The sequence below is a fragment of the Sphingomonas sp. dw_22 genome (assembly GCF_018449795.1).
Lineage (GTDB): Bacteria > Pseudomonadota > Alphaproteobacteria > Sphingomonadales > Sphingomonadaceae > Sphingomonas.
Genome location: NZ_JAAVVE010000006.1, coordinates 114526 through 140452 on the forward strand (window position 1 = coordinate 114526; position 25927 = coordinate 140452).

Annotated in this window: 29 protein-coding genes; 12 read left to right on the top strand and 17 right to left on the bottom strand. The window is 65.0% G+C overall.

From position 1 onward, the window contains the following. Positions 1-140 precede the first annotated feature (140 nt). Positions 141-1568, top strand: coding sequence for an SDR family NAD(P)-dependent oxidoreductase (locus tag HB724_RS20685; protein WP_213979745.1), 1428 nt, complete (start codon positions 141-143; stop codon positions 1566-1568). Positions 1569-1718: 150 nt separating this feature from the next. Here the strand turns inward: HB724_RS20685 and HB724_RS20690 are convergent, their stop codons facing one another. From HB724_RS20690 to HB724_RS04685, 4 genes are all read right to left on the bottom strand, one after another. Beyond that, positions 1719-1817, bottom strand: a complete 99-nt coding sequence (locus tag HB724_RS20690; RefSeq protein ID WP_346344664.1) for a ribbon-helix-helix domain-containing protein — start codon at positions 1815-1817, stop codon at positions 1719-1721. A gap of 244 nt (positions 1818-2061) precedes the next feature. After that, the gene (locus HB724_RS04675; RefSeq protein WP_213979746.1) at positions 2062-2280 is read right to left on the bottom strand and encodes a hypothetical protein; all 219 of its coding nucleotides are present in this window, start codon (positions 2278-2280) and stop codon (positions 2062-2064) included. Between the two features lie 91 nt (positions 2281-2371). Continuing rightward, positions 2372-2701 (bottom strand): type II toxin-antitoxin system RelE/ParE family toxin, encoded by a 330-nt coding sequence (locus tag HB724_RS04680; protein WP_213979747.1) that lies wholly within the window; start codon positions 2699-2701, stop codon positions 2372-2374. Beyond that, positions 2698-2982, bottom strand: a complete 285-nt coding sequence (locus HB724_RS04685) for a type II toxin-antitoxin system Phd/YefM family antitoxin (protein WP_213979748.1) — start codon at positions 2980-2982, stop codon at positions 2698-2700. The genes HB724_RS04680 and HB724_RS04685 overlap by 4 nt, the downstream gene beginning before the upstream one ends. Before the next feature lie 337 nt (positions 2983-3319). On the opposite strand from HB724_RS04685, the gene HB724_RS04690 reads away from it, so the two are divergent. Both HB724_RS04690 and HB724_RS04695 read left to right on the top strand, forming a co-directional pair. Continuing rightward, complete coding sequence (locus HB724_RS04690; protein WP_213979749.1) at positions 3320-3508, top strand: hypothetical protein; 189 nt, start codon at positions 3320-3322, stop codon at positions 3506-3508. Between the two features lie 481 nt (positions 3509-3989). Beyond that, positions 3990-5096, top strand: coding sequence for a Fic family protein (locus tag HB724_RS04695; RefSeq protein ID WP_213979750.1), 1107 nt, complete (start codon positions 3990-3992; stop codon positions 5094-5096). A gap of 252 nt (positions 5097-5348) precedes the next feature. On the opposite strand, the gene HB724_RS04700 is transcribed toward HB724_RS04695, so the two are convergent. The 7 genes from HB724_RS04700 to HB724_RS04730 all read right to left on the bottom strand — a co-directional run bounded on the left by HB724_RS04700 (position 5349) and on the right by HB724_RS04730 (position 11005). Continuing rightward, positions 5349-5723, bottom strand: coding sequence for a hypothetical protein (locus tag HB724_RS04700; protein ID WP_213979751.1), 375 nt, complete (start codon positions 5721-5723; stop codon positions 5349-5351). A 51-nt stretch (positions 5724-5774) separates the two neighbouring features. Next, a complete protein-coding gene (locus HB724_RS04705) occupies positions 5775-6677 on the bottom strand; it encodes an alpha/beta hydrolase (protein ID WP_213979752.1) in 903 nt (300 codons plus the stop codon). A 47-nt stretch (positions 6678-6724) separates the two neighbouring features. Further along, positions 6725-7171 (bottom strand): MarR family winged helix-turn-helix transcriptional regulator, encoded by a 447-nt coding sequence (locus tag HB724_RS04710; protein WP_213979753.1) that lies wholly within the window; start codon positions 7169-7171, stop codon positions 6725-6727. Between the two features lie 212 nt (positions 7172-7383). Further along, positions 7384-8130, bottom strand: coding sequence for an SDR family oxidoreductase (locus HB724_RS04715; protein ID WP_213979754.1), 747 nt, complete (start codon positions 8128-8130; stop codon positions 7384-7386). Between the two features lie 43 nt (positions 8131-8173). Continuing rightward, positions 8174-8941, bottom strand: a complete 768-nt coding sequence (locus tag HB724_RS04720) for an SDR family oxidoreductase (protein ID WP_346344665.1) — start codon at positions 8939-8941, stop codon at positions 8174-8176. Continuing rightward, positions 8935-9714 (bottom strand): SDR family oxidoreductase, encoded by a 780-nt coding sequence (locus HB724_RS04725; protein WP_213979755.1) that lies wholly within the window; start codon positions 9712-9714, stop codon positions 8935-8937. The genes HB724_RS04720 and HB724_RS04725 overlap by 7 nt, the downstream gene beginning before the upstream one ends. A 58-nt stretch (positions 9715-9772) precedes the next feature. Then, positions 9773-11005: an MFS transporter gene (locus tag HB724_RS04730; protein WP_213979756.1), complete on the bottom strand. Its 1233-nt coding sequence runs from the start codon at positions 11003-11005 to the stop codon at positions 9773-9775. A 108-nt stretch (positions 11006-11113) separates the two neighbouring features. On the opposite strand from HB724_RS04730, the gene HB724_RS20425 reads away from it, so the two are divergent. Both HB724_RS20425 and HB724_RS04735 read left to right on the top strand, forming a co-directional pair. Next, positions 11114-11431, top strand: coding sequence for a helix-turn-helix domain-containing protein (locus HB724_RS20425; protein ID WP_256731320.1), 318 nt, complete (start codon positions 11114-11116; stop codon positions 11429-11431). Then, complete coding sequence (locus tag HB724_RS04735) at positions 11320-11706, top strand: TetR/AcrR family transcriptional regulator (RefSeq protein WP_256731330.1); 387 nt, start codon at positions 11320-11322, stop codon at positions 11704-11706. Before HB724_RS20425 ends, HB724_RS04735 begins: the two co-directional genes overlap by 112 nt. 48 nt (positions 11707-11754) lie before the next feature. Here HB724_RS04735 and HB724_RS04740 read toward each other — a convergent pair whose 3' ends face one another. Continuing rightward, on the bottom strand, positions 11755-12861 hold the full coding sequence (locus tag HB724_RS04740) for a redoxin family protein (RefSeq protein WP_213979757.1): 1107 nt from the start codon (positions 12859-12861) through the stop codon (positions 11755-11757). Between the two features lie 152 nt (positions 12862-13013). Then, positions 13014-13661, bottom strand: coding sequence for a TetR/AcrR family transcriptional regulator (locus HB724_RS04745; protein ID WP_213979758.1), 648 nt, complete (start codon positions 13659-13661; stop codon positions 13014-13016). A 114-nt stretch (positions 13662-13775) separates the two neighbouring features. Between HB724_RS04745 and HB724_RS04750 the strand changes: the two genes are divergently transcribed. Then, complete coding sequence (locus HB724_RS04750; RefSeq protein WP_213979759.1) at positions 13776-15380, top strand: ABC-F family ATP-binding cassette domain-containing protein; 1605 nt, start codon at positions 13776-13778, stop codon at positions 15378-15380. Here the strand turns inward: HB724_RS04750 and HB724_RS04755 are convergent. The 4 genes from HB724_RS04755 to HB724_RS04770 form a co-directional block, all read right to left on the bottom strand. Further along, positions 15377-16105: an SDR family oxidoreductase gene (locus tag HB724_RS04755; RefSeq protein ID WP_256731321.1), complete on the bottom strand. Its 729-nt coding sequence runs from the start codon at positions 16103-16105 to the stop codon at positions 15377-15379. The genes HB724_RS04750 and HB724_RS04755 overlap by 4 nt on opposite strands. Next, positions 16102-17070 (bottom strand): quinone oxidoreductase, encoded by a 969-nt coding sequence (locus tag HB724_RS04760; RefSeq protein WP_213979760.1) that lies wholly within the window; start codon positions 17068-17070, stop codon positions 16102-16104. The genes HB724_RS04755 and HB724_RS04760 overlap by 4 nt, the downstream gene beginning before the upstream one ends. A gap of 61 nt (positions 17071-17131) precedes the next feature. Beyond that, a complete protein-coding gene (locus tag HB724_RS04765) occupies positions 17132-17698 on the bottom strand; it encodes a TetR/AcrR family transcriptional regulator (protein WP_213979761.1) in 567 nt (188 codons plus the stop codon). Positions 17699-17748: 50 nt separating this feature from the next. Continuing rightward, a complete protein-coding gene (locus HB724_RS04770) occupies positions 17749-20415 on the bottom strand; it encodes a winged helix-turn-helix domain-containing protein (RefSeq protein WP_213979762.1) in 2667 nt (888 codons plus the stop codon). Between the two features lie 255 nt (positions 20416-20670). Here HB724_RS04770 and HB724_RS04775 point away from each other — a divergent pair, with 255 nt between their 5' ends. From HB724_RS04775 to HB724_RS04800, 6 genes are read left to right on the top strand one after another with little or no spacing between them, the layout of a single operon-like run. Beyond that, on the top strand, positions 20671-21954 hold the full coding sequence (locus tag HB724_RS04775) for an epoxide hydrolase (RefSeq protein ID WP_213979763.1): 1284 nt from the start codon (positions 20671-20673) through the stop codon (positions 21952-21954). Between the two features lie 31 nt (positions 21955-21985). Continuing rightward, complete coding sequence (locus HB724_RS04780) at positions 21986-22396, top strand: organic hydroperoxide resistance protein (protein ID WP_213979764.1); 411 nt, start codon at positions 21986-21988, stop codon at positions 22394-22396. 23 nt (positions 22397-22419) lie between these two features. Continuing rightward, positions 22420-23199, top strand: a complete 780-nt coding sequence (locus HB724_RS04785) for an alpha/beta hydrolase (protein ID WP_213979765.1) — start codon at positions 22420-22422, stop codon at positions 23197-23199. A gap of 41 nt (positions 23200-23240) precedes the next feature. After that, positions 23241-24104 (top strand): SDR family NAD(P)-dependent oxidoreductase, encoded by an 864-nt coding sequence (locus HB724_RS04790; RefSeq protein ID WP_213979766.1) that lies wholly within the window; start codon positions 23241-23243, stop codon positions 24102-24104. Next, complete coding sequence (locus HB724_RS04795) at positions 24088-25218, top strand: alpha/beta hydrolase (protein WP_256731322.1); 1131 nt, start codon at positions 24088-24090, stop codon at positions 25216-25218. Before HB724_RS04790 ends, HB724_RS04795 begins: the two co-directional genes overlap by 17 nt. Then, positions 25202-25750: a cytochrome P460 family protein gene (locus HB724_RS04800; RefSeq protein ID WP_218625067.1), complete on the top strand. Its 549-nt coding sequence runs from the start codon at positions 25202-25204 to the stop codon at positions 25748-25750. The genes HB724_RS04795 and HB724_RS04800 overlap by 17 nt, the downstream gene beginning before the upstream one ends. Positions 25751-25927: the final 177 nt, after the last annotated feature.

The window sequence follows — 25927 nt, forward strand, 5'->3', positions numbered from 1 at the left end:
AATTCCCCGTAGCAGACCGATATGCTATGGTCAGACCAGCGTGTGACCCGGCCTTGTGCGACACATTCAAACAGTTCAAGAAAAATTTTCCGATCGCCGGCAGCTTCGTTGCGCCCCCCCTGCCCAGGAGCAAATAGTCCGTGCACATCCCAACCCGGCTCGGCGTCAAAACCTTCTCTCAGATCGATCAAGATCTGTTTGCCAAGATGTCGGGTGACGCAAACCCGATGCATGTTGATGCTATCGCCGCCAGGAGAACCCAAGCGGGCGCGCCGGTCGTACATGGCGTACATGCGTTGCTATGGTCGCTTGACCTACTGATCAAATTACAGTCGGATCGAAAAATATCCGACATAGCCATGCGGTTCGAACGGTTCATTTATGTGGAGGAGCAGGTCGAAGCCGTACTCATTGAAGCGGCTTCCGGCACGTCCATCATCGAACTGAGAACCGATGGTACACGGGCCGCCGTGGCGACACTTGGTTCAGCCACTGAACGATCGCTGGAATCGCCGCTTATTACGGCCGCCGCACATCGAATCTCGATCCCGCTTCTACGCGACGTTGAGGATTTGCGGGGTCTCACAGGCGCCTTCTTCCTTGCCAACGATCATGGAAAGCTCGAGCACGCCTTCCCAGATCTGACCCGTGCGTTAGGCGCCGAGACAGTGCGTAGCATCGCAGGCTTGTCGACTTTGGTAGGGATGGAATGCCCTGGGCTTCTGTCCATATTTTCCAAGCTGCGGGTGGAACTCGGGCGTGTGGACATGGAGGGCCAACCCACGCTGCGTTATTCTGTCAGGCGTCTTCAGGCATTGCTGCGCTCGACAGTTATCGACGTACAAGCGCCTGGCCTTACGGGAAGTGTCGAAGCGTTCGTACGGCAGCCTCCCATCACCCAGCCTTCCATGGAAAACTTGCGAACAACGATATCCGGAAATCTGACGAAGAACGATCACGTTCTGATTGTCGGGGGATCACGCGGAATAGGTGAGTTGACGGCGAAGCTTGTCTCTCTCGGAGGCGCAAGGGTCACCATAACTTATGCTCGTGGTGAGAACGAAGCACAATCCGTAGCCCGGGAGATTAAATCTACAGGCGGAAAATGCGATGTTATGCGCCTTGATGTTAGCGAATCCATCGCAGAACAGATGTCCCTGCCATCTTCGCCGTTTACGCATTGTTATTATTTTGCCACGCCGCCAATCTTTCGCAAGAGAGGTCTGGCATTTGATCGAACTACCTTGGATTCTTTCATCACATTCTACATAGAAGCATTCCACGAGCTTTCGGAGCTTCTGCTCTCTCGCAATCCTCAGGCTCGAATATTCACGCCCTCAACCTCAGCTATCGATGAACGTCCAGCTGGGTCGCTTGAATATGTAACTTCGAAGCTGGGAACAGAACGCTTGGCCGAGGATATGAGCCGCCGTCATCCGAAGGCACGCATCATCACCTCACGCTTCCCTCGCATTCTGACCGATCAAACGGCGACCGTACTTCCGGTGCGAAGCGAGGACCCGTTGAGCATACTGGTTCCCCTGATCCATAGTCTTCACGAGAAATAGCCATTCCGAACCACTTCAAAACGGTGATTGAATCGCGGCCATCGGCGCAGCGCAATAGTGATGATGTAAAGATCGGCGACAGGCGTCGCGACGCACGTTGCGTGCCGCCGCCAATGACCATTCAGTATAGTCGAGTTGGCGGCATCTCGCTCAATCCCCGATCGGGCTTTCGCCGTGCTTCCTCAGCACGTCGTTGAACGCCTCGCCCATCAGGTTCTGCAGGTTCCGCCCCTGATGTCGCGCCAGCATGTGCATCGCCAGCGACATCTCGGGCGAGAAGAAACCGGCGATCTGCTTGCGGCCCTCGCGGCTCGCGGGGTGGGTGGATTTCCTCCCGTGCCCTTCCGCGTCGGCTAGCGGCGCGGCGGGCGTGGTGCCGGCGACGCGGCGGGCGCAGCGGCCGCGGGCGTAGCGGTGCGCAGGTTGGCGAAGCTCGGTTTGCGGCTCATGCGGCGGCCTTTCGCTTGAAACGGGGTGTCGGCATGTCGAGTGTCTATGTCCACTTGTAGAGCTGGCGGACTTCCTCGGCGGCCTTGCCCATCGGCTCGGCTTCCATGACGTTGCGCCCCTCAGCGCTGGCGTGGCGATAGGTTGCGCGATCGGGCAGCAGCACAGGGCGGCGTGCCGAAGCTCTCCACCAGCTCGCCGGCCTCTTGGTAGGTGCGCGGCGCATTGGGCGCACCGGCGGTGAAACGGCACTGTTCTCGCTCACCGGCCCCCCTCCCCCCGCCTTCGGCCGGCCCCTCCACCACGCCCTTTTGGCGCGATCCGCCTCCTCGAGCAAAGCTCGGGGAGGAATGAGCTCAGCCGAGCAGGCGCCGCTCGATCAGGCTGCGGAAATCGCGCCGGCCGTCGGCGATCAGCAGCACGAAGACATGATCGCCGAACACGCGGTAGATCAGCCGATAGGGCTGCTCTCCCATCTGGCGGAACTCGCGGATGCCGAGCGTGTCGAGCTCAGCCGGTACGCTGCCGCAATTGGGGAAGCGCTCTAGGCTCTCGACTCGGGCCAGCATGTGGTCGAGAAAGGCTTCGGCCTGGTCGGTCCCGCGATGGCCGGCGATCCAGCCATGGATATCGGCGAGATCCGCCTCCGCGCCGGCGGTGAGGAAAACCGCGAAGGGCGCGGTCATGCCTCGGCCGCGTTCGCCTTTCCGGCGCGCAGCCGGGCGATCGCCTCGCGGGCGGGGGTCAGTTTCCCGGCATCGATGTCGCGATTGCCCAGCGCGAGCAGCTTGAGCAGCGCGAGCTTCTTCTGCGTCGCCTCATAGCTCGCCACGTCCTGGAGCACGCCACGGGCCTCGCCATTCTGGGTGATGACCAGCGGCGCGCCGCTTTCCGCTAGGCCGCGCAGCACGTCGGCGGCATGGGCCTTCAGATAGCTGACCGGCTTCACCTGCTCGGAATAGCGCATGCGAGGATACCTATGGATCAAATTCGGTCCGAATATAGCCCCGGCGGGCCTTGGGGCAATGGCGGGGTTTTCAAATGTATACATGTCGGACTGTCTACGGATCGACATATACCGAACGGTTCCGCCAGGGAACCGCCCGCCATGGCGGGATGCCGCAAACCGCATGCTCTCTCGGGAGCAAGGTGACGGCGAAGCCTGCGCTCCTGTCCGGTCCGCCAGCGGGCAGGGGAGGGGGTTTTGGACGCTTCAAGTCGCGTCGCCATCAGGCGAAACCTGGTGGCCGACCAAGCCAACGTATTTGAACACCGTGAATACAAGTATCGAGGAGCGGCTCAGGATGGGTTTGAGACTCACGCTCCTGCATATCGTCCCGCGATCGAGCGGGGCGCCCAGCCGCGCCAGCGCGCTGCCCGGCGCCCCGCCGGCGGACTTATGCGCGAATTCCTGGCAGTTCAGCCCCGCCAGCATCGCGGCGGTGCCGGTCTGGCGATCGGCGTCGCATCGTCCGGCAGCGGGGCAGGGCTGAAGCGGCGCGGCAGCAGCTTCAGGATGCGCTGGGGCAAGGTGGGGCGATAGGGCGTTAGAGGCCCGCTCCCAGAAGAGAACTCGACAATTCCAAACAAGAATTTGACAATAAAATCAATGTCGTTTCGAGTTTGAAAATTGTACCATCAAAAATACCTATGAAGTAAGTTTTGGACGGTTCGAGTCCTCAATCTTCTTATTCTGCGACTTCGTTCGACAGGTTTCCATGTAGCCAATTTCATCTTGAATGTCCACTCATATCCAGCGTTGTTTGCTGGCGTTTGCTTTCAAGCGTGAAAGGACTCACGCAAGGAAGCGCGTGGAAAAAACCTTATCAGGCTGCTGTTATCGAACTCCAAGCCGATCCGATGCCTGTAAAACGCGCCGGCCGGCAGGACCGCGGCTCATTCCGAGCGATAGAGGCCTCTTTTATAAATCAAAATATGAGGTAATGTGATCGATAGGAAGGAGCGCTATCGATCATGCGGTGGAACTGGCAGCAGCCCGACTGGCCGAACTTCGCCTATGAGGCGAAGCGCCTCAGAAGCCGTGAGGACCAGTTTCTGAAGGGCGCCGGCGTCCTGGTCGGTGTCATGGCTCATCTCGACGCCGATGACCGACAGAATCTTTCCATCGAACTCATGGCACAGGACGCTGTCGACAGCTCCGCAATCGAGGGAGAGATCCTCGATCGCGCGAGTGTGCAGTCATCCCTCGCGAAGCACCTGGGGATCAAGGCCGATCACCGTCGCGCCAATGCCGCAGAGGCAGGTGCAGCCGAGCTGATGGCCAACCTTTTCCGCAGCTATGGCGAACCGATCAGCGACACGATGCTGTTCCATTGGCATGCCTTGCTCATGAACGGCAGGCGGGATCTTGCCGACATAGGCCGATATCGAACCCATGCCGATCCAATGCAGATCGTCTCGGGAGCCCTGCATGAGCCGAAAGTGCATTTCGAGGCTCCACCGTCGCAGGCGGTGCCGACCGAGATGAAGGCGTTCATCAGCTGGTTCAACGACAGCAGACCGGATGGCCCATCACAGGTGAGCGCATTGGCGCGGGCGGGCATTGCCCATCTCTGGTTCGAGTCGATCCATCCTTTCGAGGATGGCAACGGCCGCCTCGGCCGGGCGATTGCGGAAAAAGCCCTGGCCCAGGGGCTTGATGTGCCCGCGATCACGGCATTTGCAGAGACCGTCCAGCGCCATCGCAAGGATTACTATAGCCAGCTTCAACGTGCGAGCTTGTCGAACGACATCGACGAATGGCTCGGATGGTTCTCCGATATCGTGCTCGCCGCCCAGCAGCGCACGCTGGATCGGGCCCATTTCCTCCTGACCAAGACGAAGCTGCTCGACCGCCTTCGCGGTCAGATCAATGCGCGACAGGAGAAGGCCTTGCTCCGGATGTTCGCCGAGGGGCCGGATGGATTCAAGGGCGGACTGAGTGCGGCGAATTACCGGACCATCACCGATGCAGCCCCGGCGACTGCTACCCGCGATCTGGCGGAACTGGTCGAGCTGGGAGGCCTTCGTAAGGAGGGGGAATTGAAGCACACAAGGTATTACCTGAACCTTGGCGAATAGCGCGACAAGGAGCGTCGCCCGCCTTGGGTCTGCTCAGGAACGGATGCGAGCAAGCGTCCGGCACGCGCAGAACCGCAATCCCGGACCGCCCGGGCGAGACGTGAACGAGGCCGTTCCTTCACCCGCTCCACAGCTTGGGCAAACGCGGTCAACTTGTCCTCCGTCGGCCGATCGAACCCTTGCAGGGAATTTACTCGATCCGGCCGGACGGCCACTGCGCCAGGGCGCCGGTGACCGTCCACCGGGCTATCGTCACGCCTTCGCCGGCTCACCAATGAGCAGCGCCAGCGGCTTGAGCGGGCTCAAGGGAATCAGCTCGAACGTCATCATACCGGCGACGCCGAGCGGCAGCTTCTCGAGGATCGCATGCGCCTCCTCGCTGCTGGTCGCGTTCATGATGAAGACGACGCCGTAGCCGTCGGCCTGGAAGAACCACTGGTCGATATGGCCGGCGAGATAGTTGCGCACGGTCGCGCGCACCTCGAACGGCAGGACGGGTGCGATCGCCTCGGGCGTGCCCTTTGCGGTCACCGAGCCGATCGCGAGAATCTTGTTGGTGGGCGCCTCGACGGCGGCGAGAGCCGGCAGGATGTCGGCATGGACGCGGGGATTGGTGGGGTCATACATGGCTTCATTCCTTCTGCTGGTGGGGTACACACACGAATTTCGGGGATGCGGTCAGGCGAGCATTTCGGCTGCGACGAGTTCGGGCTCGTCGATCTGGAGCCAGTGGCCGGCGGGGAGAATGCGGAGCGAGGCGTGCCTCAGGTGCGAGGCGAAATCCTCGGCGACGCCGGCATTGATGTAGGGGTCGTTCGCGCCCCAGATCACCTTGGCGGGGACGTCGAGCGCTTCCATCAGTGCAAGGCGCGCATCGTTGCGGGTAAGCTCGGCGAAGAATTGCGCAGTCATCTGCGCAAAGGCCGGTCCTGCGCCCTGGACCCGGAAATTGGCGTCGATGACGGGGCCAAGGAAGCCGTCGTAACGCGCCTTATGCTGGTCGGCGAGCGCGGCCTTGAATGCTTCGCGCTGGACGTTGACAATCCAGCCGAACTGCTCCGGCGCCTGCAGGATGGCGCTTGAGAGCGCGTGCAGTTCCGGTGTCGCGAACAAGGTGATCAATTCCGGCCAGTGGACGGTCGGCGCGTTGGCGAAGGCGGCGTTGAGGATCACCAGCGAGGCGACGCTTTCGGGATGATCGATCGCGAAGTTCACCGCTGCGATGCCGGAGGAATCATGCGCGACGGGGACGACCTTGCCCAGGTCGAGATGATCGACGACCGTCTTCAGATCGCCAAGCTGCTGGGCGAAGCTGTAGGCAGCGCCCGTCGGCTTGTCCGACGCGCCGAAGCCGAGGAAGTCGAACGCCACCACCCTTCGCCCGCCGGCGACCAGATAAGGGATGAGGTCGTCATAGATATGCGAATTGTCCGGAAAGCCGTGCATGAGCACGAACGCCGGACCGGCGCCGGCATAATCGCGCACATGGATGCTGCCCTGTCCGACCGGCACACGATGTTCGGCAAAGGCCGGCGTGACGCCGGGGTCGGCAACGTCTCTGGTGTCTTGATCCTGCGTCATGGTCTGTCCTTCCAATAGGTTGTATATGCAACTTAAGGGACAAATGTTCAGCTGGCCTTGCGGGGATAGAGAATGCCATTGGCGACGTTGGTGATGACATCGGCGCCCGCTTCGCCGATCAACGCGCTGGCCCGCGCCTGTCCCGCCTTCCAGGCGGGGGAAACCGCGTGCAGCAGATGGTCACCGGCCTGGGTCAGCACGATCGGCCGCGACCGGCCGCTGGCCAGCGCCGCATCCTCCTCGATCCAGCCTTCCGCGAACATCAGCTTGAGGTTGCGCGTCAGGGTCGATTTGTCCTGATGGTGGAACCGGCCGATTTCGGCCGCGGTTGCTGGGGCCAGCTTGGAGATCACCACCAGCAGGGCGAACTGCGCGGAGTTGATGCCGAACGGGCGAAGCTCCTCATCATAGATGTTGGTCAGCACCCGCGAGATCAGCCGGGTGCGCATCAGCATGCAGCTGTTGACCATCTCGCCGATCACCTCGTCACACATCATTTGACCCTTTCGCGTGATGCGACTTTATATGTTGCATATACAACTATATGTCAAGGGCTCTCTGCTGGTGGCGCGCATCCTGCCGGAAAAGTCTTGCCTATGGAATGAACGTGTCGCTCGACCGGGGACCGGAAAGGCGCGCGACCTTCTCTGCTGACAGATGACTGGAGGTCCCCGATGCAAAGATCGGGGACACGTCCCAAGCGCGATCAGGCGCTATATCCGCCATCGACAGGAATGACCGCGCCGGTCACAAAGCTCGCGGCAGGGCTCACGACGAACGCGATCACCGCCGCGATCTCTTCAGGTTTGCCATAGCGGCCGAGCGCGGTCGCAGCTTTCTGATATTCAGCGAGCGGGCCATCGGACGGGTTCATCTCGGTGTCGATCGAGCCGGTGCCGATGGCATTTACCGTGATCCCCTTGGGCCCGAGGTCGCGGGCCGCGCCCCTGGTATAGCCCTCGATTGCACTTTTGGTGGCGGCATAGTCGGCGATGCCCGGCCAGCTTGCGCGCGAGGCCAGGCCCGACGACGCCGTGATGATCCGGCCCCCTTCGCCCATGACGCGCGAAGCTTCACGGATGGCGGCGACCACCGCCTGATAGTTGATCGCGACCTGCCGCTCGAACCGGCTCGTGTCGACGGTCTCGTCGATGGCGCCGGCCTCGAACACGCCGGCATTGTTGACGAGGATATCGAGCCTGCCGAACCGATCGACCACCGCCGCGATCAGTGCCACCACCTCGCTCTCGACCGCCTGATCGGCCTTGAAGACGGCCGCGGTGCCGCCGGCCGCCTCGATCTTCGTGACGACCTCTTTCGCCCTGTCCTCGCTCGCCGCATAGCTGAGCGCGACGGTCGCGCCTTGTGCTGCGAGTTCGAGCGCGGTGGCGGCGCCGATGCCGCGCGAGCCGCCGGTGACGAGGGCGATCTTGCCTGCGAGTGTCTGTGTCATGTCCGTTGCCCTTGGGTGAAGGCAGCGTTCCGGCTGCCGGGGATCAGGCGGTGAAGCCGCCGTTGATGTCGAGGACCGCACCGGTGATGTATCCGGCGTCGGGTCCGGCGAGGAAGGTAATGGCGGCCGCCACTTCCTCGACCGTGGCGAGGCGATGAATGGCGTGCGCCTCCATCAGCGCGGGCGGCAGACTGTCGGCCGAGCTGGAAGCCATGTCGGTCGCCATGACGCCCGGCTGGACCACGTTCACCGTGATGTTGCGCGGGCCAAGGTCGCGCGCAGCCCCCTTCGAATAGCCGATGATCGCCGCCTTGCTCGCGGCATAGTCAGTGGTGCCGGGAAAGCCGACGCGCGTGCCGAGGCCCGATCCGACCGAGACGATCCGTCCGCCGTCGCTGATGACCGGAGCGGCGGCGCGGATGGTGGCGACGACGCCGAGGACGTTGACCTGCCACTGACGGTCGAGCGCGGCATTGTCGATGTCGGGATCGTCGATCCGCTTGCCCTGGATGGCGAGCGCGGCGTTGTTGGCGAGGATGTCGAGCTTGCCGAAATGACCGATGACCGCGTCGATCAGTTCCTTGGCCGCGGCGGGATCACCCTGGTCGCTGCGGATCGCAAGAGCGCGCACGCCGCTGGCTTCCAGCTTGGCGACGACGGCCGCAGCTTTCGCTTCCGACGCCACATAGGTGATCGCCACATCCGCGCCGGCTTCCGCCAGCGCGGCAGCGATCGCCGCGCCAAGACCGCGCGAGCCGCCGGTGATAAGGGCGGTCTTGCCTGCGAGGCTCTTGCCGATGCTGCTCACCACGGAAGCTGCTCATTGAGGAAGAAGAATCCGCCGGTCGGACCGTCCGCGCCCAGCGTGGCGTACTGGACGGCGGTGCGGGCACCATCCTCGATGCTCACGGGGGCCTGTCCGCCGCCCATCTCGGTCCTGACCCAGCCCGGATGGATCGCATTGATCTTGATCGGCGTGCCGCGCAGTTCCTCGGCAAGCAGGATCGTGAAGGCGTTCAGCGCAGCCTTGGACGTGTCGTAGCCGAGCGCGCGGACCGGATAGACCAGCGACGTGGGGTCGGAGAGGTGCGCCAATGAGCCACGGATGCTCGACACATTGACCACGCGCGGCGCGTCCGAGCGCTGGAGCAGCGGCAGCAGGCGCTGGGTCAGGAAGATCGGCGCGAAGAAGTTCACCTCGAACGTCTCGCGCACCATTTCCGGCAGAGCCACGCTGGGTTGCCGGGGCGCCGGGGTGCCGCCATCGGGGCTGTCGAGCAGGATGCCGGCATTGTTGATCAGGATGTCGAGCTTGCCGTGCGCCGCCTCGATCGCTTCATAGGCGGCCTTGCGATCCTCCTCGCTGGTGACGTCGAGCTTCAGGGCCGAGGCCCCGCCGCCGCGATCCCGCAGCTCGGCCGCTACCGCTTCGGCTTTCGCCAGGTCGCGCGCCGCGACGATGACATGCGCGCCGAGCGCTGCCAGCTCACGGCTGGTCTCGACACCGATGCCTCGCGCGGCGCCGGTTACCAGCGCTACCCTGCCGGCGAGCGGCCGGGCGCCATCGTTCGGTGATTCAGTCAAATCCGTAGCTCCTTGTCTGGAATGATGGGGTAGACCCCGCGCATGAGGGCACCGACGATCACGATGTCGCGTCTGCGAGGCAGCGATGGTCGGCGTCGGCAGACGCACGCCGGAAGACGATCAGGATGGCCGCGCCGATGAGGGTAATCGCGCCGCCGGTGGCGAACGCGGCATCGAGGCCGGCCCGGTCGACGATCGCACCGCCGATCGCGGCGCCGGCCGCCAGCGGGATCTGGAAGGCGCTCACCATCAGCGCCGAGCCGGCCTCGTAGAGCCGGGGCGAAGAGTTGAACATCCAGATCTGGACGCAGACCGGCATGGCCCCGAACGCGATTCCCCAGATCAGGACGAGGGTGATCGCGGTGGGCAAGGATATGCTCGCCGCTGCCGCCGCGAGCACCGAGCCGCCCAGCACGAGCGCGATCATGATGAATGCGTGGCGCACATCTCGCGCGGCGAGGCGCTCGCCGAGGAAGGTGCCGACGACACCGGCGACCGCGTAGGCGCAGAGCGTCCAGGCGACGCCGGCTTGTTCAAGCCGGAGCGCCCCGCGCAGCCATGGTTCCAGATAGGTGTAGGCAACGAAGTGACCGCCCGCGACGAAGCCGGCCGCTATCAGGCCGGCCCGCGCCATCGGCACCCTGGCGAACGCGACGAGATGGGAGGCATCGATCTTCGATGCCACGGCAAGTCGCGGCAGCAGCCGCAGTTGCGCGAACAGGATCACGACGCCGAGCGCCACATTGACGGCGAAGGCCGCACGCCAGCCGAACCAGCCGCCGATCAGGGCGCCTGCGGGCATCCCCCAGACCGTGCCGGCGCCGATGCCCGCCGAGATGAACGAGGTCGCCCGTCCACCGGCGTCGTCGGCGACCAGCCTACGCACGACCGCGCCGGCAAAGGACCACAGACCGCCGACCGCGAACCCCAGCAGCAAGCGGCCAAGCAGGAACAGCGGGAAGGTCGGCGCGACAACGGCGATCAGGTTCGAGACGATGATCGCGGCCGTCAGCCCGACGACGATCTTGCGCCGGTCGATCCTGCCCGCGAGCAGCACCAGGCCTGGCCCCGCGAACGCGGCGACGAAGCCCGCCGCCGTGACCGCGAGCCCGGCCGTACCTTCGGAAACGTGCAGGTCGTGCGCGAGACGCGACAGCAGGCCGATCGGCAGGAATTCGGCAGTGACCAGCAGGAAGGTACCGGCCGCGACCGAGCCGACCGCCGCCCAGCCGCCCGTCAGCTTCGGGGCGCTGTTAGCCATCGGATGCGCATGGTTGGAAAGGTCGTTCAAGTGCTGCCTGCGAATCACTAATGATCGTTATGATAACGATCATTAGTGATTCTGGACAAAGTCCGTCAAGCGTTCCATAATGAGCGTTAGGAAATCTGGTGACAGTGGATGGGACGGCATCGCGAATTTGACGTGGACCAGGCGCTCGACGCGGCGCTCGGGGTATTCTGGCGCAAGGGCTATGAGGGCACGTCCTATGAGGATCTGAGCACCGCGACGAAGGTGTCGCGTCCGGGTCTCTACTCGGCGTTCGGCAACAAGCAGGCGCTCTTCGTCCGCGCGCTCGACCGCTACGATGCGCTCTACATGGGGTTATGCAGGACGCGCTCGACGAGCCGACCTCGCGGCAGGTGGTCGAGCGTATCCTGCGCGGGTCGGCCGAGGTGCAGACGCTCAGGCCGCAGAGTCCCGGCTGCCTCGGCATGAACGGCGCGCTCGCCTGCTCGGACGAGGCCGAATCGATCCGGACCGAGCTGGTGCGCCGGCGCCAGGGAACCCAGAAGGCGCTATGCCAACGGCTGGAGCGCGCGCGCGCCGAAGGCGATTTGCCGGCCTCCGCTAATCCCGACACTCTCGCCGCCTTCGTCATGACAGTATCGCAGGGGATGGCGGTGCAGGCCAAGGCAGGCGCGACGCGGGAAAACCTGCTGGCACTTGTCGATCATGTTCTGGCGACATGGCCTCTGCCGGAGAAATCCTGACCGGCAATGCACCCGCTTCGGGAGCAACGACGATCGTCCCGGCAAAACTCACCCGAAGGTGAAGACATATGCGCGCACGCCCGGACGGCGAAATTCGATACGGACGGTCCGGTCGACCACCTGGTCCTGCTGTCGGACAAGCTGGTAGAGGCGGTCCTCCCTCACCTCGCCCCAGCCCGCTTCATCCACGTCGCTGCCGTGACTGGCGCCGGGGGCTGCGCCATCGACCGTGACACGGAACCGGACGGGCCGACCGTCGGCGGCTCCACCGAGCACCAGATGCAAATCGCGCGCGTGGAACCTGAACGCGAGCGCACCGACAGGCCCGTCGAGGGTTGCGGATTCCCGGCCGACGGTCCAGCGTCCCGCGAGAGCCCATTGGTTGAGGGAAAGGTCGCCCGGAGCCGCGTAGACCGTTTCGACATTGTTCACGAGCCCGCCAGCAGACGCGAACTTCACCGCCTTCTCGTAACCGACATAGGCTTCCGGCGATCGCAGATCGCTCCAGGCGGCTTCGGCCTCTATTCCGGTGCCGATGATCGGAGAAACGGGAACGTCCGATGGATCGTGCCCGGCCTCTGCCAGCAACTTTCGGATCAGCTGCTCGGCTTCGGCGTAATGGCCTTCACCCAGCCGGTAGCCACGGACACGCCCCTTCGTGTCGACGAAGTAAAAGCCCGGCCAGCCCTCGTTGCCGAATTCGCGCCAGACCGCGTAGCGATTGTCCTGAAGGTTCGGATAGCGGACGCCCAGTTGCGCGCTGGCGAGGCGCACCTTCGCGGCATCCTTCTCGAAGCCGAATTCCGGGGCATGAACACCGACGACCACCAGCCCCTTGCTCGCGTATCTGTCGTTCCATGCGCGCAGATAGGGCAATGCGCGCAGCGAATTGATGCACGAATAGGTCCAGAAATTCACCAGCACGACCTTGCCGCGAAGGGCCTGCACGCCGCCGGGCACAGGCGTCAGCCAGGGCGACGAACGGAGCAGGGCATCCAGCGGCTCGGCCGTCGCTCCCACCGGGACAGCCGCGATCGCCCTGTTCGCGGCCTGGCCGGGCACGAGGCCCAGCGCGTCGTCGAAGCAGAGCGCGGTGGTCGTGCCCGCTGCCAGGATCGCGGCGGCAATGAAGCCGGTCGAACGGAATGTGCCCATAGCTGTCACTCGCATTATCGTCGAAGCCGACGGACTGATCGCCTTGCGTATAGAGGCTCGGGTGCGGGCGAGTTGTTAGCAGCTGGTGTGCTTTGTGAGGTCCTGAAAGGGGCATGGGCGTTCATGCGCAGCGCCGCTTGCGGAGGGAACGGCTAACGACAGGTCACGGTGGTGCCGCAAGCGCGCAGGAAGATCATCCATCGCGCTTTGAATATCCGACCGGGTTCGGACGCGTCGCTCGTCTCTTCGGCGCGCAGGCGGACGCGGTTGTTCGCCCCCTCGAGGAGGTCCACGAGGATTTCGCAGATCGCCTCCGGATCGCCGGGCAAAAGCAGCTCCGCAGCCTCGGCCGAGGCGATCGCGCCGACCAGCGGCTCCAGCGCCGTCCTTGACCATGCAGCGAGCCGGTGTCGAAGCGCCGGGGAGAAAGCCGCCTCCGCGCTGACCGAGAGATAGAAGGCCGCATAGTCGCGCGACGATCCGACCTCGAAATAGCGCAGGGCCGTCTGCCGGACGGCCTCAAGGGGGTCGGCGGCGCCCATGGCGGCCGATGTCAGCGCCGTCCTGAACTTGCGGATGTCGCGTTCGACCACGGCCTCCAGCAGCGCACCCTTGTTGGGATAGCGGCGATAGATCGTGTGCTTGGATATGCCGAGCGCGAGAGCGATCTCGTCCACCGAGGTCGCGGCAACGCCGTTCCGGCAAAAGGCCGAACGGGCGCCGTCGAGCAGCAGATCGTCGAGTGCCGCCGCCCGTTCCCGGGTCGGTCGTCCGCCGACCTTGCGCGCGCTTGATTCCATCCAGGGTTCCATTTCGCTTCGGCAAAAACAGCACGACAAGGTTGTGTTTTCAGCGGTCGTTCAATATCGGCACGATACAGTGCTGTTTTAGAGTTTCAACCGGATTTCCCGTCGATGTCATCCATCACCATATCGAGGCTCGCCTGGTCGACGCCGGACGGTCGCCGCATCCTTTCCGATCTCGATCTCGGATTCGGCCGGGAACGCGTGGGGCTGGTGGGCCGGAACGGCGTCGGCAAGACGACGCTGCTACGGATCCTTGCCGGAGACCTTCAGCCGCAGGCGGGCATGGTTTCGGCCAGCGGCACGCTGGGCGTGTTCAGGCAGAGCGTTCAGGTCGGCCCGCATGAGACGGTGGCCGATCTGTTCGGCGTGACCGAAGCGCTGGCGATCCTGCGTCGCGCCGAGGCCGGTGAAGCCGGCATCGACGAACTGGCGGAAGCCGACTGGACGCTTGACGAGCGCATCGCCGTCGCGCTCGCGAAAGTCGGCCTTGTGGCACGCGCCGATACGCCGCTTGCCGCCCTCTCCGGCGGACAGCGTACCCGCGCCAGCCTGGCCGCCGCGATCCTGGATGCTCCGGATTTCCTGCTGCTCGACGAGCCCACCAATGATCTCGACCGCGCTGGCCGCGACGCCGTGATCGGGCTTCTCGCCAACTGGAAGGCCGGCGCGATCGTCGTCAGCCATGATCGCGCGCTTCTGGAGCAGATGGATGCGATCGTCGAGATGACGTCGCTCGGGGCGACGCGCTATGGCGGGAACTGGAGTTGGTACAGGGAGCGCAAGGCGATCGAGCTGGCGGCGGCGGAGCATGATCTCGCGCTGGCCGAGAAAAGGGTCGCGGAGGTCAATCGCAAGACGCAACTTGCCGTCGAGCGGAAGGATCGGCGGGACGCTGCCGGAGCGCGGAAAGGCGCGCGCGGCGACATGCCGCGCATTCTTGCGGGCGCCCGGAAGAACGCTGCCGAGACGAGCCGTGGAGACGGTGCGCGCCTCGCCGAGCGCCAGAGAGAACAGGCGCTGGCGGCCGCCGCGACGGCGCGGGCACGGATCGAAACCCTGCAGCAATTGTCGCTCGCGCTGCCGCCGACGGGTCTCGCGGCAAGCCGCACGGTGCTGGCGCTGGAAGAGGTCACGGCCGGTTACGAGATCGACCGCCCGATCCTGCGCGACCTGTCCTTCGCCATGGTCGGACCCGAGCGCGTCGCGCTGGTCGGGCCGAACGGATCGGGCAAGACCACCCTCGTCAAGCTGATCGCGGGTCAGATGCAGCCTGTCGGCGGAAGCGTTTCTGTCGGCGTGGATTTCGCGCTGCTGGACCAGCGCGTGAGCATTCTCGATCCCGAAACATCGATCCTCGACAATTTCATGCGGCTAAACCCTGATTCCAGCGAGAATGCCTGCCGCTCGACGCTCGCGGGCTTCCTGTTCCGGGCGGACGCGGCGCTTCAGATCGCCGGCACATTGAGCGGCGGCCAGATGCTGCGCGCCGGTCTCGCCTGCGTGTTGGGCGGGCCGCGCCCGCCACAGCTCCTTATCCTCGACGAGCCCACCAACCATCTGGATATCGACTCGGTTCTGGCGATCGAGGCCGGGCTCGCCGCCTATGACGGTGCCCTGCTGCTGGTAAGTCATGACGAGACCTTCATCGCCAATGTCGGGGTGAGCAGGACGCTGGACCTGCCGGCGCGGCCGCCGGCAGATCCAGCCTCCTAGAGCACATAGCCGCCGTCGATAGTGAGACTGGCGCCCGTCATGTAGCCGGACTCGCGGCTCGCGAGGAAGGAAGCCAGCGCGGCGATCTCATCCGGACGTCCGACGCGCCCCAGCGGCACGATCCCGGCAAGGCGGGAGACCATGGCAGCCGTCATATCGGTCTCCGTGGGGCCGGGCTGGATGTTGTTGACCGTAATCGCACGCGGCGCGAGGTCGAGCGCGATGCCCTTGACCATCGCCGCCACGGCCGCCTTGGTCGCGGCATATATGCTGCTGCCCTGCGAGCCGGTTCGAATCGCAGTGTTGCTGCCGATGGTGATGATGCGCCCGCCGTCGCGCATGTCTACGACGGCAGCCTGGATCGCGAGGAACACGCCGCGCACGTTGACATCGAGCATCAGATCCAGGTCCTCAAGGCTCAACGCGCTCACGGTCCCCGGGCGAAGCACGCCGGCATTGACGACCGCGACGTCGAGCGTCCCGAGCTCCGCGACCGTCTGGGTCACTGCGGCCTGCAACGCTGTCTGATCCGCGCTGTCGGCGCGGATCGCGATCACCTTGCGCCCTATAGGTTCGATGGCCGACGCAAGCGCCTCCGCGCTATCGGGCCGCGAGACATAGGTGAAGCCGACATCGAAGCCATCCTGCGCGAGCCGCGTGACGATGGCCGCGCCGATCCCGCGCGAGCCGCCGAACACCAGCGCCGTTCCGGTTCCGCTGCTCATGGGATCAGCAGCAGCTTGCCGGTGGTGGCCCGGCTTTCCATGTCGGCATGGGCCTTCGCCGCGTCGGCGAGCGGATATTCGCCGCCGATGTGGACCTTCAGCTTTCGATCGATGATCCAGTCGAACAGCCGCGCGGAGCGCGCGCGCAGCAGTTCAGGCGTACGGATGTGGTGGGAGAAGACGGCATAGCCGAGCTTGATGCTCTTCGGCAGGCTCATGATGTCGATCGGGCCGGGGCCGCCAAGGACAGGGCCGTACCAGGCGAACGTGCCCATCGGGCGGAGCGCGTCGAGCGACCCCTGGAAGGTCGTGGGGCCGGAGCCGTCATAGACGACATGCACGCCTTCGCCGCCGGATAGACGGATCGCTTCCTCGGCGAACCGGCCTCCGGCGTCCACGATCACATGATCGGCGCCAGCCTCCCTGGCAACTGCGACCTTGTCCGCAGAAGAGACTCGGCCGATGACCTGTCCACCCCGCAGCTTGACGATCTGGGTCAGGATCAGGCCGACGCCGCCGGCGGCCGCATGGATGAGCGCGATGTCGCCAGCCTGCACCGGATAGAAATCCGTCCCGAAGTGGCTGGCGGTGAGCCCTTGCATCATCACTGCGGCCGCGGTGCGGTCATCGACGCCATCCGGGATGGGCACCAGCGCCTCCGCGGGCGCGATGATGCGTTCGGCATAGCTTCCCGGCACATAGACCCATGCCACGCGCTGGCCGGGCTCGACCGCGTCGACGCCTTCCCCCACCGAGAGTACGCGGCCAGCCCCCTCGACGCCGAGCGTCTTGGGGTTGGGCATCTCGGTCCACGCCATGCCTTGCCGCACCCCGATGTCCATGAAGTTGACCCCGGCCACCGCCACTTCGACAATGACCTCTCCGGGACCGGGCGCGAGCTCGGGCCGGTCGACTGCCTCGATCACCCCGACGCCGCCCGTTCCGGTCATCACGATCGCTTTCATGGGTCTTGCTCCTTTATTGAATGATTGTTCCATAATTAGGCAAAAAAGGGGGCGGGCGGCCTTATCGCAATGCGCGAAGGGCCATGCCGCCAAGGTCCGACAGCGTGGTAGGGTCGGCACCACCCCGGGCCGCGATGCGGATGCCGGCGAAGCTCGCGATGAGGAAGTCGGCGATCCGCTCGGGATCGAGATCGGCGGCGACGTCGCCCTCTTCTTGCGCGTCGCGGACGCGCCCCGCGATGGCCGTGCGAAGACTCGCGCCAATCGGTTCGCGAACTTCTGTCAGGTCAGGGCGCGATCGGCCGAACTCGCAGACGGAACTGACACCTAAACACGCCTGACCGGCATCATCGACCACGCGCTTCACCATGGCGGCGATTCCGTCGATCGCGCGCGGCCCGCTCCTGAGCGCATCGAGATGCGCCGCCTGCTCAGCGAGGGAATAGCGGCGAACGGCAAGGCGGTAGAGCTGCCACTTGTCGCCGAAGCTGTCATAGAGGCTCTGCCGTCCGATCCCCATCGCGCTCACCAGCATCTGCGCGGAGGAGCCTTCGAAGCCATGTTCGCGAAAAACCCGGATCGCCGCGTCCAGCGCCTCGTCGGTATCGAATTCCCTGGGTCTCGCCATTCCGGCCACATAGGCGTTCAGGAACGATCATTCAATAACGGGATAGCGCTTTATTCCGGCGTCGCCAGGATGCGGGCCTTCACGCGCGACAGTTCCGGACCGTAGCAGGCGTCTCCCTTCGCCTCGACCTGCGCGATCGTATCATCGAGCAGCGCGCGGCCTTCACCGAGGCGCCCTGCATCGATAAGCGCTTCGACAAGCGCGATGTTGAACGGCGTATCGAGCATCCCGTATGGTGCGGCGCGCAGCTCGCCGATGCCATCCTGAAGGCGATCGATGCTACCGTCGGCGTCATCCCGGCGGAGTGCGAGATCGGCGGCAAAGCTATGCGCCACCGCAAGATAGGGTGTCAGGGAATTCGCTTCGGCAAGCGAGACGAGTCGGCCGATATAATCCTCCGCGCGCCCGTAATCGCCGGCCCACAGGAAGATCGTGGTCGACCAGATCAAGGCGATGCATGATGTCACCGCATGATCCGCGTCGGCCGCGTCGCTGACGGTCTGCCGTGCGCGTTCCAGCGCCTGTGCCCGATCGCCTTGCAGCCAGAGCGTCCGTGCCAGCACCGCGCCGGCGAGGATACGGCATTCAAAGCCGATATAGACCGTGGTCGTCCGCTGCGCACGCGGCGCGCTTCGCAGTGCCGCCTCCAGCTCGGTGCGGGCCTCGTCGAGCGCCCCGCTGAAATGCAGCGCCATACCAAGGAGGGAGCGGGCGATCGTCATGGCGACGGGGTCTTCCAGCGTTTCGGCGATGGCGGCGCATCGCCTTGCATGGTGCAGCGCGGTCCTGAAGTCGCCTGTCCGGATATAGAAAAGCTGTAGCGGGCCCAGCACCTGCAATTCCTCGAAGCGGTCGCCAGCCGCTTCGGCGATGGCAAGGCTTCGGTGCAGCGCCACGCGCGCCATGTCCCGGCCGCCACGGGTGAACATGACCGCCACGCCGATCGCGGCCTGGAAGTGCATCTCCGTGCGTCCTCCGCGCCCGGCCTCGTCGAGTTCGAGCAGCGCGCGCTCCGACCAGCGATGGCATTCCGACAGGAGCGACATGGCAAGGAACACCGGCGCTGCCGCGGCGGCAAGGTCGATACCGATCCGCACATCGCCGTCTTCGCCGAAGCACCATTCCAGGCCGGCACGGACATTGTTGAGGGCGGCGAAATGACCGGCACGCTCGGCGCCACCCGACAGGATGCGGGACGCGGCGCTGGTCTGGTCGAGCCAGTCCCGGTAATAAGCGGCATGCCGCGACGCCAGTTCGGCGCGTTCGCCCTCACCGTCGCCGTCGCCGACCCCGAGCGCATATGCGCGGGTCGTATCGAGGAGCCGATAGCGCATCATCGCCCCGGCGGGCCGGGTCGCGACCATCGACTTGGCAACGAGGTTGTCCACCGCACCGAACACGGCGGTCTCATCGACGGCCTCGTTCGTCACCACGGCCAGTGCCGCCTCGATCGTGAAATCGCCGACGAAGATCGCCAGCCGGCGCAGCACCGTCCGCTCCGGTTCGGAGAGCAGTCCATAGCTCCATTCCAGGGTCGAAAGCAGGGTCTTCTGGCGTGGCGGCGCGCCGCGCGGTCCGGCCCAGGACAGGGCCAGGCTCTGGTCGAGATGGGTTGCGATCTGCCGCAGCCCGTAAGCCTCCACCCGCCGCGCCGCCAGTTCGATGGCGAGGGGCACGCCGCCCAGATTGCGGCAGATGCCGGTCACGATCGTGGCGTCCGCGTCACCGAGATCCAGACCTGCGCCGCTTGCCGCCGCGCGCTCGATGAAGAGCTGTGTGGCAGGGAAGCTATGGACGGCCGTCGCCATCGCCCCGGCATCGTCCGGCGGGCAGGCCAACGGAACCAGCCTGTGAACACGCTCGCCCGTGACCTCGAGCGCCTCGCGGCTCGTCGCCAGAATGTGAACCTGCGGTGCTGCTGCAAAAACCCGCGCCGCGAGCGCGGCCACGGCATCGATCAGATGCTCGCACGTATCGAGGATCAGCAGGACCCGCTTGTCCCTGAGATAGGCGATCACTCCCGGCGTCGGATCGTCGGACTGGATGGACAGGCCGAGCATGGAGGCCACGGCGGTCGCCACCAGATCGGGGTCGCTCAGCATGCCAAGGTCGACGAACTGCACCGCACCGGCAAAGCTGTCGGCCAGCGCATGTCCCACCTCCACCGCGACCGTTGTCTTGCCGATTCCGCCCGCGCCGACGATCGTGACGAACCGATGCACGGGCAGTTGCCGCGACAGCGCCGCAACATCGCCCTCGCGGCCGACGATGCCGATCGGGCGGTTCGGCATATTGGCATGCGGCAAGCGGGTCATGGCTGCCGCTTGCTGCTCGCTGCGGTCTTCCGTGCGCGAGACGGGCGCCACGAAGCAGTAGCCGCGGCCGGTCAGCGTGGTGATGTAGCGTGCACCGTCGATGCCATCCCCAAGCGCGCGGCGCAGGTTTGCCATGTGAAACCGCAGGCTGCCTTCCTCGACAATCATGTCGGGCCAGACATGCGCCAGAAGATCCCGCTTGCTGACGACCTCGTTGGGCTGCGACGCCAGCCTGATCAGAATATCCAGCGCCCGCGCGCCAAGCTCCACAGGAGCGCCTTCTTTCGTGAGAAGTCGTTCGCTCGCTGCCAGGCTGAAAGGACCGAAGGACAGGACCACCCTGGTCTGCGCAGAAGTGCCCGTCATCGGATCATCGTCCGTGGTCTTTTCTTCCCGAGCCACATCATGAGGGCTGCATTTCTAGAACAAAGATCGTTTCGAGGCATCACAAAGAGGGCAGCACCGGCTCGCGACGTAGTCGAAGCCTTGCGGCCGGATGGCGGCTGCACCCGTCTCCTGCAGCGAACAGTCAATGATCGTCCCTCGAGGCTCGCTCGCGGTCGCTAGCAATGCATGACAGTCCATAACGGGCGCCTCCGCCAGAGCCGGTCTAAATGCTGCGTCATCAAATCGCTTTTCCGCACAGGGGCAATGGTGATGCCGACGACACTCATACCCGACCTATCAACGACGCGGCGCCGATTTATCGCCGCCTCGGCTGCCGTAGGCGCGGCCGGTCTCATCCCCACGGCGCTGCTTGCCGGGACCGGTGGCGGGGCGATTCGCCCCTTCAGGGTCAACATCCCCGACCAGGCGATCACCGATTTGCGGCGCCGCCTCGCGTCCGCCCGATGGCCGGGCAAAGAGACCGTGGCCGACGATAGCCAGGGCGTGCCGCTCGGGCGGTTGCAACCGCTCGTCCGCTACTGGGCGACGGGCTACGACTGGCGAAAGATCGAGGCGAAGCTCAACGCCTTTCCCATGTTCGTGACCGGGATCGACGGGCTCGACATCCACTTCATTCACGTCCGCTCCCGCCACGAGAATGCGCTGCCGATGATCATGACGCATGGCTGGCCCGGTTCGATCCTCGAGTTCATGAAAGTCATCGGTCCGCTTACCGACCCCACCGCGCATGGCGGCAAGGCCGAGGACGCCTTTCACCTTGTCGTCCCCTCGATCCCGGGCTTCGGCTTTTCCGGCAAGCCGACGGCGACCGGGTGGGGCTCGGACCATATCGGTCGCGCCTGGGCGACGCTGATGCAGCGGCTCGGCTATGAGCGCTATGTCTCGCAGGGCGGCGATTGCGGCTCGGTCATCTCCCAGCGGATGGCGTTGCAAGACGTGCCGGGACTGCTCGGCATCCACCTCAACATGCCCGGCACCGTACCGCCGGAAATCGCAGCCATCCTTACCGCGCAGGGGCCGGCGCCAGCCGGATTGTCGGTGAAGGAAAAGGCCGCGTTCGACGCGCTCGACACCTTTTACCGGAACAGCGCGGGCTATGCGGAGATGATGGTCACGCGGCCGCAGACCATCGGCTATTCGCTGGTGGATTCGCCCATCGGCCTTGCCGCCTGGATGTACGACAAGTTCGCGACCTGGACCTATAGCGGCGGCGATCCCGAACGCGTGCTGAACCGCGACGAGATGCTCGACGACATCTCGCTCTACTGGTTCACCGAAACCGGAACCTCGGCGGCGCAGATCTACTGGGAAGATCATTCCAACAACTTCAACGCGATAAACATCCCGAAGCTGCCGGTCGCCGTGACCGTCTTCCCGGGCGAGATCTACCGCGCGCCCAGGAGCTGGGCTGAACGCTGCTACGGCAACCTCATCTATTTCAACGAGGCCGGTAATGGAGGCCACTTCGCCTCTTGGGAACAGCCCGCGATCTTCACTGACGAAGTGCGCGCCGCGTTCCGGCCGCTGCGCTGACCCGATGCCATCCCCTGCAAGGAGCATGACCATGACCGAGAAGACTCTCTACACCGCCAGGGTTCACACCACCGGCGGCCGCGAAGGTGCCGCGCGCAGCAGCGACGGCCGCCTGGATGTCAAGCTGTCGATCCCCGGTGCACCAGGCGTCGGCACCAATCCCGAGCAACTGTTCGCCGCCGGCTGGTCCGCCTGTTTCGAGGGCGCGATGGGCATTGCCGCGAAGGAGATGAAGATTCCGCTCCCGGCCGATCTCGCGATCGACGCCGAGATCGACCTGAACCTGGCTGACGGCGCCTATTCGCTCGGAGCCCGCCTCAATGTCCGCTTGCCGGGGATCGATCCTGAAACCGCGCGGGCGATCGTCGACGCCGCGCATCGGACCTGTCCATATTCCAGGGCCACGCGCGGCAATATCAACGTTGCGATCAGCCTGGTCTGATCGCCCGCAGAAGGAGCCGTCCCATGAACAAGCCCACCGCGGGCATCGCCATCGCCGTGGCGGCCCTGTTCAGCAGCGCGCCAGCCGTCGCGCAGTCTGCCAGACCCACCATCGTGCTGGTGCACGGCGCGTTTGCGGACTCGTCGAGCTGGAACGGCGTGATCGAGATACTGGAGAAGGACGGCTATGCCGTCGTCGCCGCGGCCGATCCGCTGCGCGGCGTCCGCAGCGACGCCGATTATATCTCCGGCATCGTTTCCGGCATCGATGGCCCAATCGTGCTGGTCGGCCATTCTTATGGCGGCTCGGTCATCAGCGCCGCCGCCAACGGCCATGCGAACGTCAGGGCGCTGGTCTATGTGAGCGCCTTCGCGCCCGAGGCCGGAGAAACCGCGGGCGGATTGTCGGGTAAATTCCCCGGTGGCACGCTTGGCCCGGCGCTCGCCCCGCCGGTGGCGCTGCCGGGCGGCGGCGCCGATCTCTATGTTCGCCAGGACAGGTTCCACGCGCAATTCGCGGCAGACGTCCCGGCGGCGCAGGCGCGGCTGATGGCGGCGGAACAGCGCCCGATCGCCCAGGCCGCCCTCTCCGAAGCGTCGGGCGAGCCGGCATGGCGAACCATCCCCTCTTGGTTCATCTATGGCGACGCGGACAGAAACATTCCCCCGCGGGCGCTCGCCTTCATGGCCGAGCGGGCACGCCCCAGACAGATCGTCGTGGTCAAGGGCGCATCGCATGTCGTGATGGTGTCGAATCCGGCTCCGGTGGCGGCGCTCATCGAACGCGCGGCAACATCACGATGACCGCCGACCGGCGCACCGCATTCCTTGAAAGGACCCCCAGCATGTCGAAGATCTGGCTCATTACCGGCAGTGCCCGTGGGCTCGGCCGTTTCATCACCGAGGCTGCGCTCGCAGCGGGCGATCAGGTCGTCGCGACGGCGCGCGATCACGCACGCCTTGCTGACCTGCAGGCGCAACATGCCGACCATCTGCGGACCTTCGCGCTCGACGTGACCGACGCGGCGGCCGCGCAAGCCGCGGTCGACTTCGCGATCGACAGCTTCGGCCGCCTGGACGTCCTGGTGAACAATGCCGGTTTCGGGCAGGTCGCTCCCTTCGAGCAGACCTCCGAGGCGGATTTCCGCGCGCAGATCGACACGAACTTCTATGGCGTGGTCAATCTCACGCGCGCGGCCCTGCCGGGGATGCGCTGGCACCGCGCCGGCCATATCATCAACATTTCCTCTGTCGGCGCCCGCGTGAGCACGGCGGGTCTCGCTGCCTATCAGGCCGCCAAATGGGCTGTCGCCGGCTTCACCGAAGTGCTGGCCAAGGAAATCGCGCCTTTCGGCGTCACGGCGATCTCGGTCGAGCCCGGCGGCATGCGAACCGACTGGGCCGCAATCGCGAGCGGTGGTGAGCAGGAGCTTCTCCCCGACTACGCGGAGAGTGTCGGCGCGCGGCTTGCCTCGCACAAGCAACTGGCGGGGAACGAGGTCGGCGATCCGGTCAGGATAGCCGATGTCATCGTCGCGCTCACGCGCCGCGACAGGCTGCCGGCGCATCTCGTGCTCGGCAGCGATGCACTCCATGTCATCGGCGAGGCCGAAAAGACACGGCAGGCAGAGGCGAGGGAATGGGCCTCGGTCAGCGCGTCCACGGACTTCCCGGGCAGCACCGTCTCCTTTCTTGGCGCGCACGCATAGGACGACGCCAGACACGAAACGCCCGCATTGCGAACAGGAGATTGCCATGACCAGCAAGACCAGGGCCGCGAAGGAGCCCGATCCGGATCGCCGTCACTTTCTGGAGATCGCGGCCGCGTCGATCGCGGCCGGCCCGTTCGTCCTGGCCAGCCCTGCGGAAGCGCGGGCGGGACAGGCAGAGACGGCGCACGCAATCGCCCGGCCGGGATCGGGCGCATCATTGGGTCCGCTGAGGCAGATCGACGCCGGCGCTCTGAATGTGGGCTATATCGACAGCGGGCCGGCCAACGGTCCCACCGTAATCCTCCTGCATGGCTGGCCTTATGATATCCACGCCTTCGTGGAAGTGACCCCGCTGCTGGCATCGGCCGGTTATCGCGTGATCGTCCCGCATCTGCGCGGCTATGGCACGACGCGCTTTCGTTCGACCGAGGCGGTACGCAACGGCCAGCAGGCAGTGGTTGCGGTCGATATCATGGCCTTGATGGACGCGCTCGGCATCGAACGGGCGGTCCTTGCCGGCTTCGACTGGGGCGCCCGGACCGCCAACGTCATCGCGGCGCTCTGGCCGGAACGCTGCAAGGCAATGGTCTCGGTCAGCGGTTATCTGATCGGCAGCCAGGCCGCCAATCGCGCGCCTTTGCCTCCCGCCGCCGAGCTGCAATGGTGGTATCAGTTCTACTTCGCCACCGAGCGCGGCAGGCTCGGCTACGAGGCGAACCGGAATGATTTCGCCAAACTCATCTGGAAGATCGCGTCACCGAAGTGGAATTTCGATGATGCCACGTTCGAGCGATCCACCCGGGCCTTCGCGAATCCCGACCATGTCGCCATCGTCATCCATAACTATCGCTGGCGGCTCGGCCTGGCAGCGGGAGAGCCCGTCTATGATACGCTCGAAGCCCGGCTCGCCTCATCCCCGGCCATCTCCGTACCGACGATCACGCTCGAAGGCGACGCGAACGGCGCGCCGCATCCCGAGCCAGCCGCCTATCGAGGCAAATTCACCGGCCGATATGAGCACCGTCTGATCGCGGGCGGCATCGGTCACAATCTGCCGCAAGAGGCGCCGCAAGCGTTTGCCCGCGCCGTCATCGATGTCGATCGGCTCTGAGGACAGGGCGGTGAGGCATCCGATAAGACCAATCCATGTCCTGCCGCTGCTTGCAAGCGCGCTGCTCATCCCCCTGGCCATGGCAGCAAGGGCGCACGACAATGCGGAGGCAAAGCCCGTCTCACCGATTTACGGCGTTTCGCTTCCCGACGGATATCGCCAATGGGAATTGATCGCGCCTGCCGTCGAAAGCGAACCCTTGAACGAGCTTCGCGCGGTGGTGGGAAACAGCAAGGCGATGCAGGCCTATCGCAGAGGCGCCTTGCCCTTCCCCGACGGCACGGTTCTGGTCAAGCTCGCCTGGCAGCGCACGCCGTCATCGGAATTCGCGCCAGCTTCCATTCCCGGCCCGGCGACGACCGTGCAGGTCATGATCAAGGATTCCCGGAAATACGCGGCAACCGGGAGCTGGGGTTTCGGACGGTTCGTCGGCGGGCGGCCGGTGGACGAAGCGCAGCATCGGACCTGCTTCGCCTGTCACGAAGCCCGCGTGAAGGCGCATGATTTCGTGTTCACGAGGTTTGCCCCGTGATCATGGTCGCCTTGCTCAACCTGCATGGCGCGCTTCCGGCAGATCGATCTCGCGAACCATCATGTAGCAATATGCCCGCGGTGTCCCGCAGGCTCGCTCGAGAACGGGTGCAAGCAGTCGCTTGGAAATGACCGCCGGTCCTTGGTCGGTGGCGAACGGCGGCGGGGTGGGATAAAA

Coding starts and splice junctions, on each gene's coding strand:
- HB724_RS20690 (WP_346344664.1), bottom strand. CDS start 1,817: ATGCTGGCGCGACATCAGGGGCGGAACCTGCAGAACCTGATGGGCGAG.
- HB724_RS04680 (WP_213979747.1), bottom strand. CDS start 2,701: ATGACCGCGCCCTTCGCGGTTTTCCTCACCGCCGGCGCGGAGGCGGAT.
- HB724_RS04685 (WP_213979748.1), bottom strand. CDS start 2,982: ATGCGCTATTCCGAGCAGGTGAAGCCGGTCAGCTATCTGAAGGCCCAT.
- HB724_RS04690 (WP_213979749.1), top strand. CDS start 3,320: ATGGGTTTGAGACTCACGCTCCTGCATATCGTCCCGCGATCGAGCGGG.
- HB724_RS04695 (WP_213979750.1), top strand. CDS start 3,990: ATGCGGTGGAACTGGCAGCAGCCCGACTGGCCGAACTTCGCCTATGAG.
- HB724_RS04700 (WP_213979751.1), bottom strand. CDS start 5,723: ATGTATGACCCCACCAATCCCCGCGTCCATGCCGACATCCTGCCGGCT.
- HB724_RS04705 (WP_213979752.1), bottom strand. CDS start 6,677: ATGACGCAGGATCAAGACACCAGAGACGTTGCCGACCCCGGCGTCACG.
- HB724_RS04710 (WP_213979753.1), bottom strand. CDS start 7,171: ATGTGTGACGAGGTGATCGGCGAGATGGTCAACAGCTGCATGCTGATG.
- HB724_RS04715 (WP_213979754.1), bottom strand. CDS start 8,130: ATGACACAGACACTCGCAGGCAAGATCGCCCTCGTCACCGGCGGCTCG.
- HB724_RS20425 (WP_256731320.1), top strand. CDS start 11,114: ATGGGACGGCATCGCGAATTTGACGTGGACCAGGCGCTCGACGCGGCG.
- HB724_RS04735 (WP_256731330.1), top strand. CDS start 11,320: ATGCAGGACGCGCTCGACGAGCCGACCTCGCGGCAGGTGGTCGAGCGT.
- HB724_RS04740 (WP_213979757.1), bottom strand. CDS start 12,861: ATGGGCACATTCCGTTCGACCGGCTTCATTGCCGCCGCGATCCTGGCA.
- HB724_RS04745 (WP_213979758.1), bottom strand. CDS start 13,661: ATGGAATCAAGCGCGCGCAAGGTCGGCGGACGACCGACCCGGGAACGG.
- HB724_RS04750 (WP_213979759.1), top strand. CDS start 13,776: ATGTCATCCATCACCATATCGAGGCTCGCCTGGTCGACGCCGGACGGT.
- HB724_RS04755 (WP_256731321.1), bottom strand. CDS start 16,105: ATGAGCAGCGGAACCGGAACGGCGCTGGTGTTCGGCGGCTCGCGCGGG.
- HB724_RS04760 (WP_213979760.1), bottom strand. CDS start 17,070: ATGAAAGCGATCGTGATGACCGGAACGGGCGGCGTCGGGGTGATCGAG.
- HB724_RS04765 (WP_213979761.1), bottom strand. CDS start 17,698: ATGGCGAGACCCAGGGAATTCGATACCGACGAGGCGCTGGACGCGGCG.
- HB724_RS04775 (WP_213979763.1), top strand. CDS start 20,671: ATGCCGACGACACTCATACCCGACCTATCAACGACGCGGCGCCGATTT.
- HB724_RS04780 (WP_213979764.1), top strand. CDS start 21,986: ATGACCGAGAAGACTCTCTACACCGCCAGGGTTCACACCACCGGCGGC.
- HB724_RS04785 (WP_213979765.1), top strand. CDS start 22,420: ATGAACAAGCCCACCGCGGGCATCGCCATCGCCGTGGCGGCCCTGTTC.
- HB724_RS04790 (WP_213979766.1), top strand. CDS start 23,241: ATGTCGAAGATCTGGCTCATTACCGGCAGTGCCCGTGGGCTCGGCCGT.
- HB724_RS04800 (WP_218625067.1), top strand. CDS start 25,202: ATGTCGATCGGCTCTGAGGACAGGGCGGTGAGGCATCCGATAAGACCA.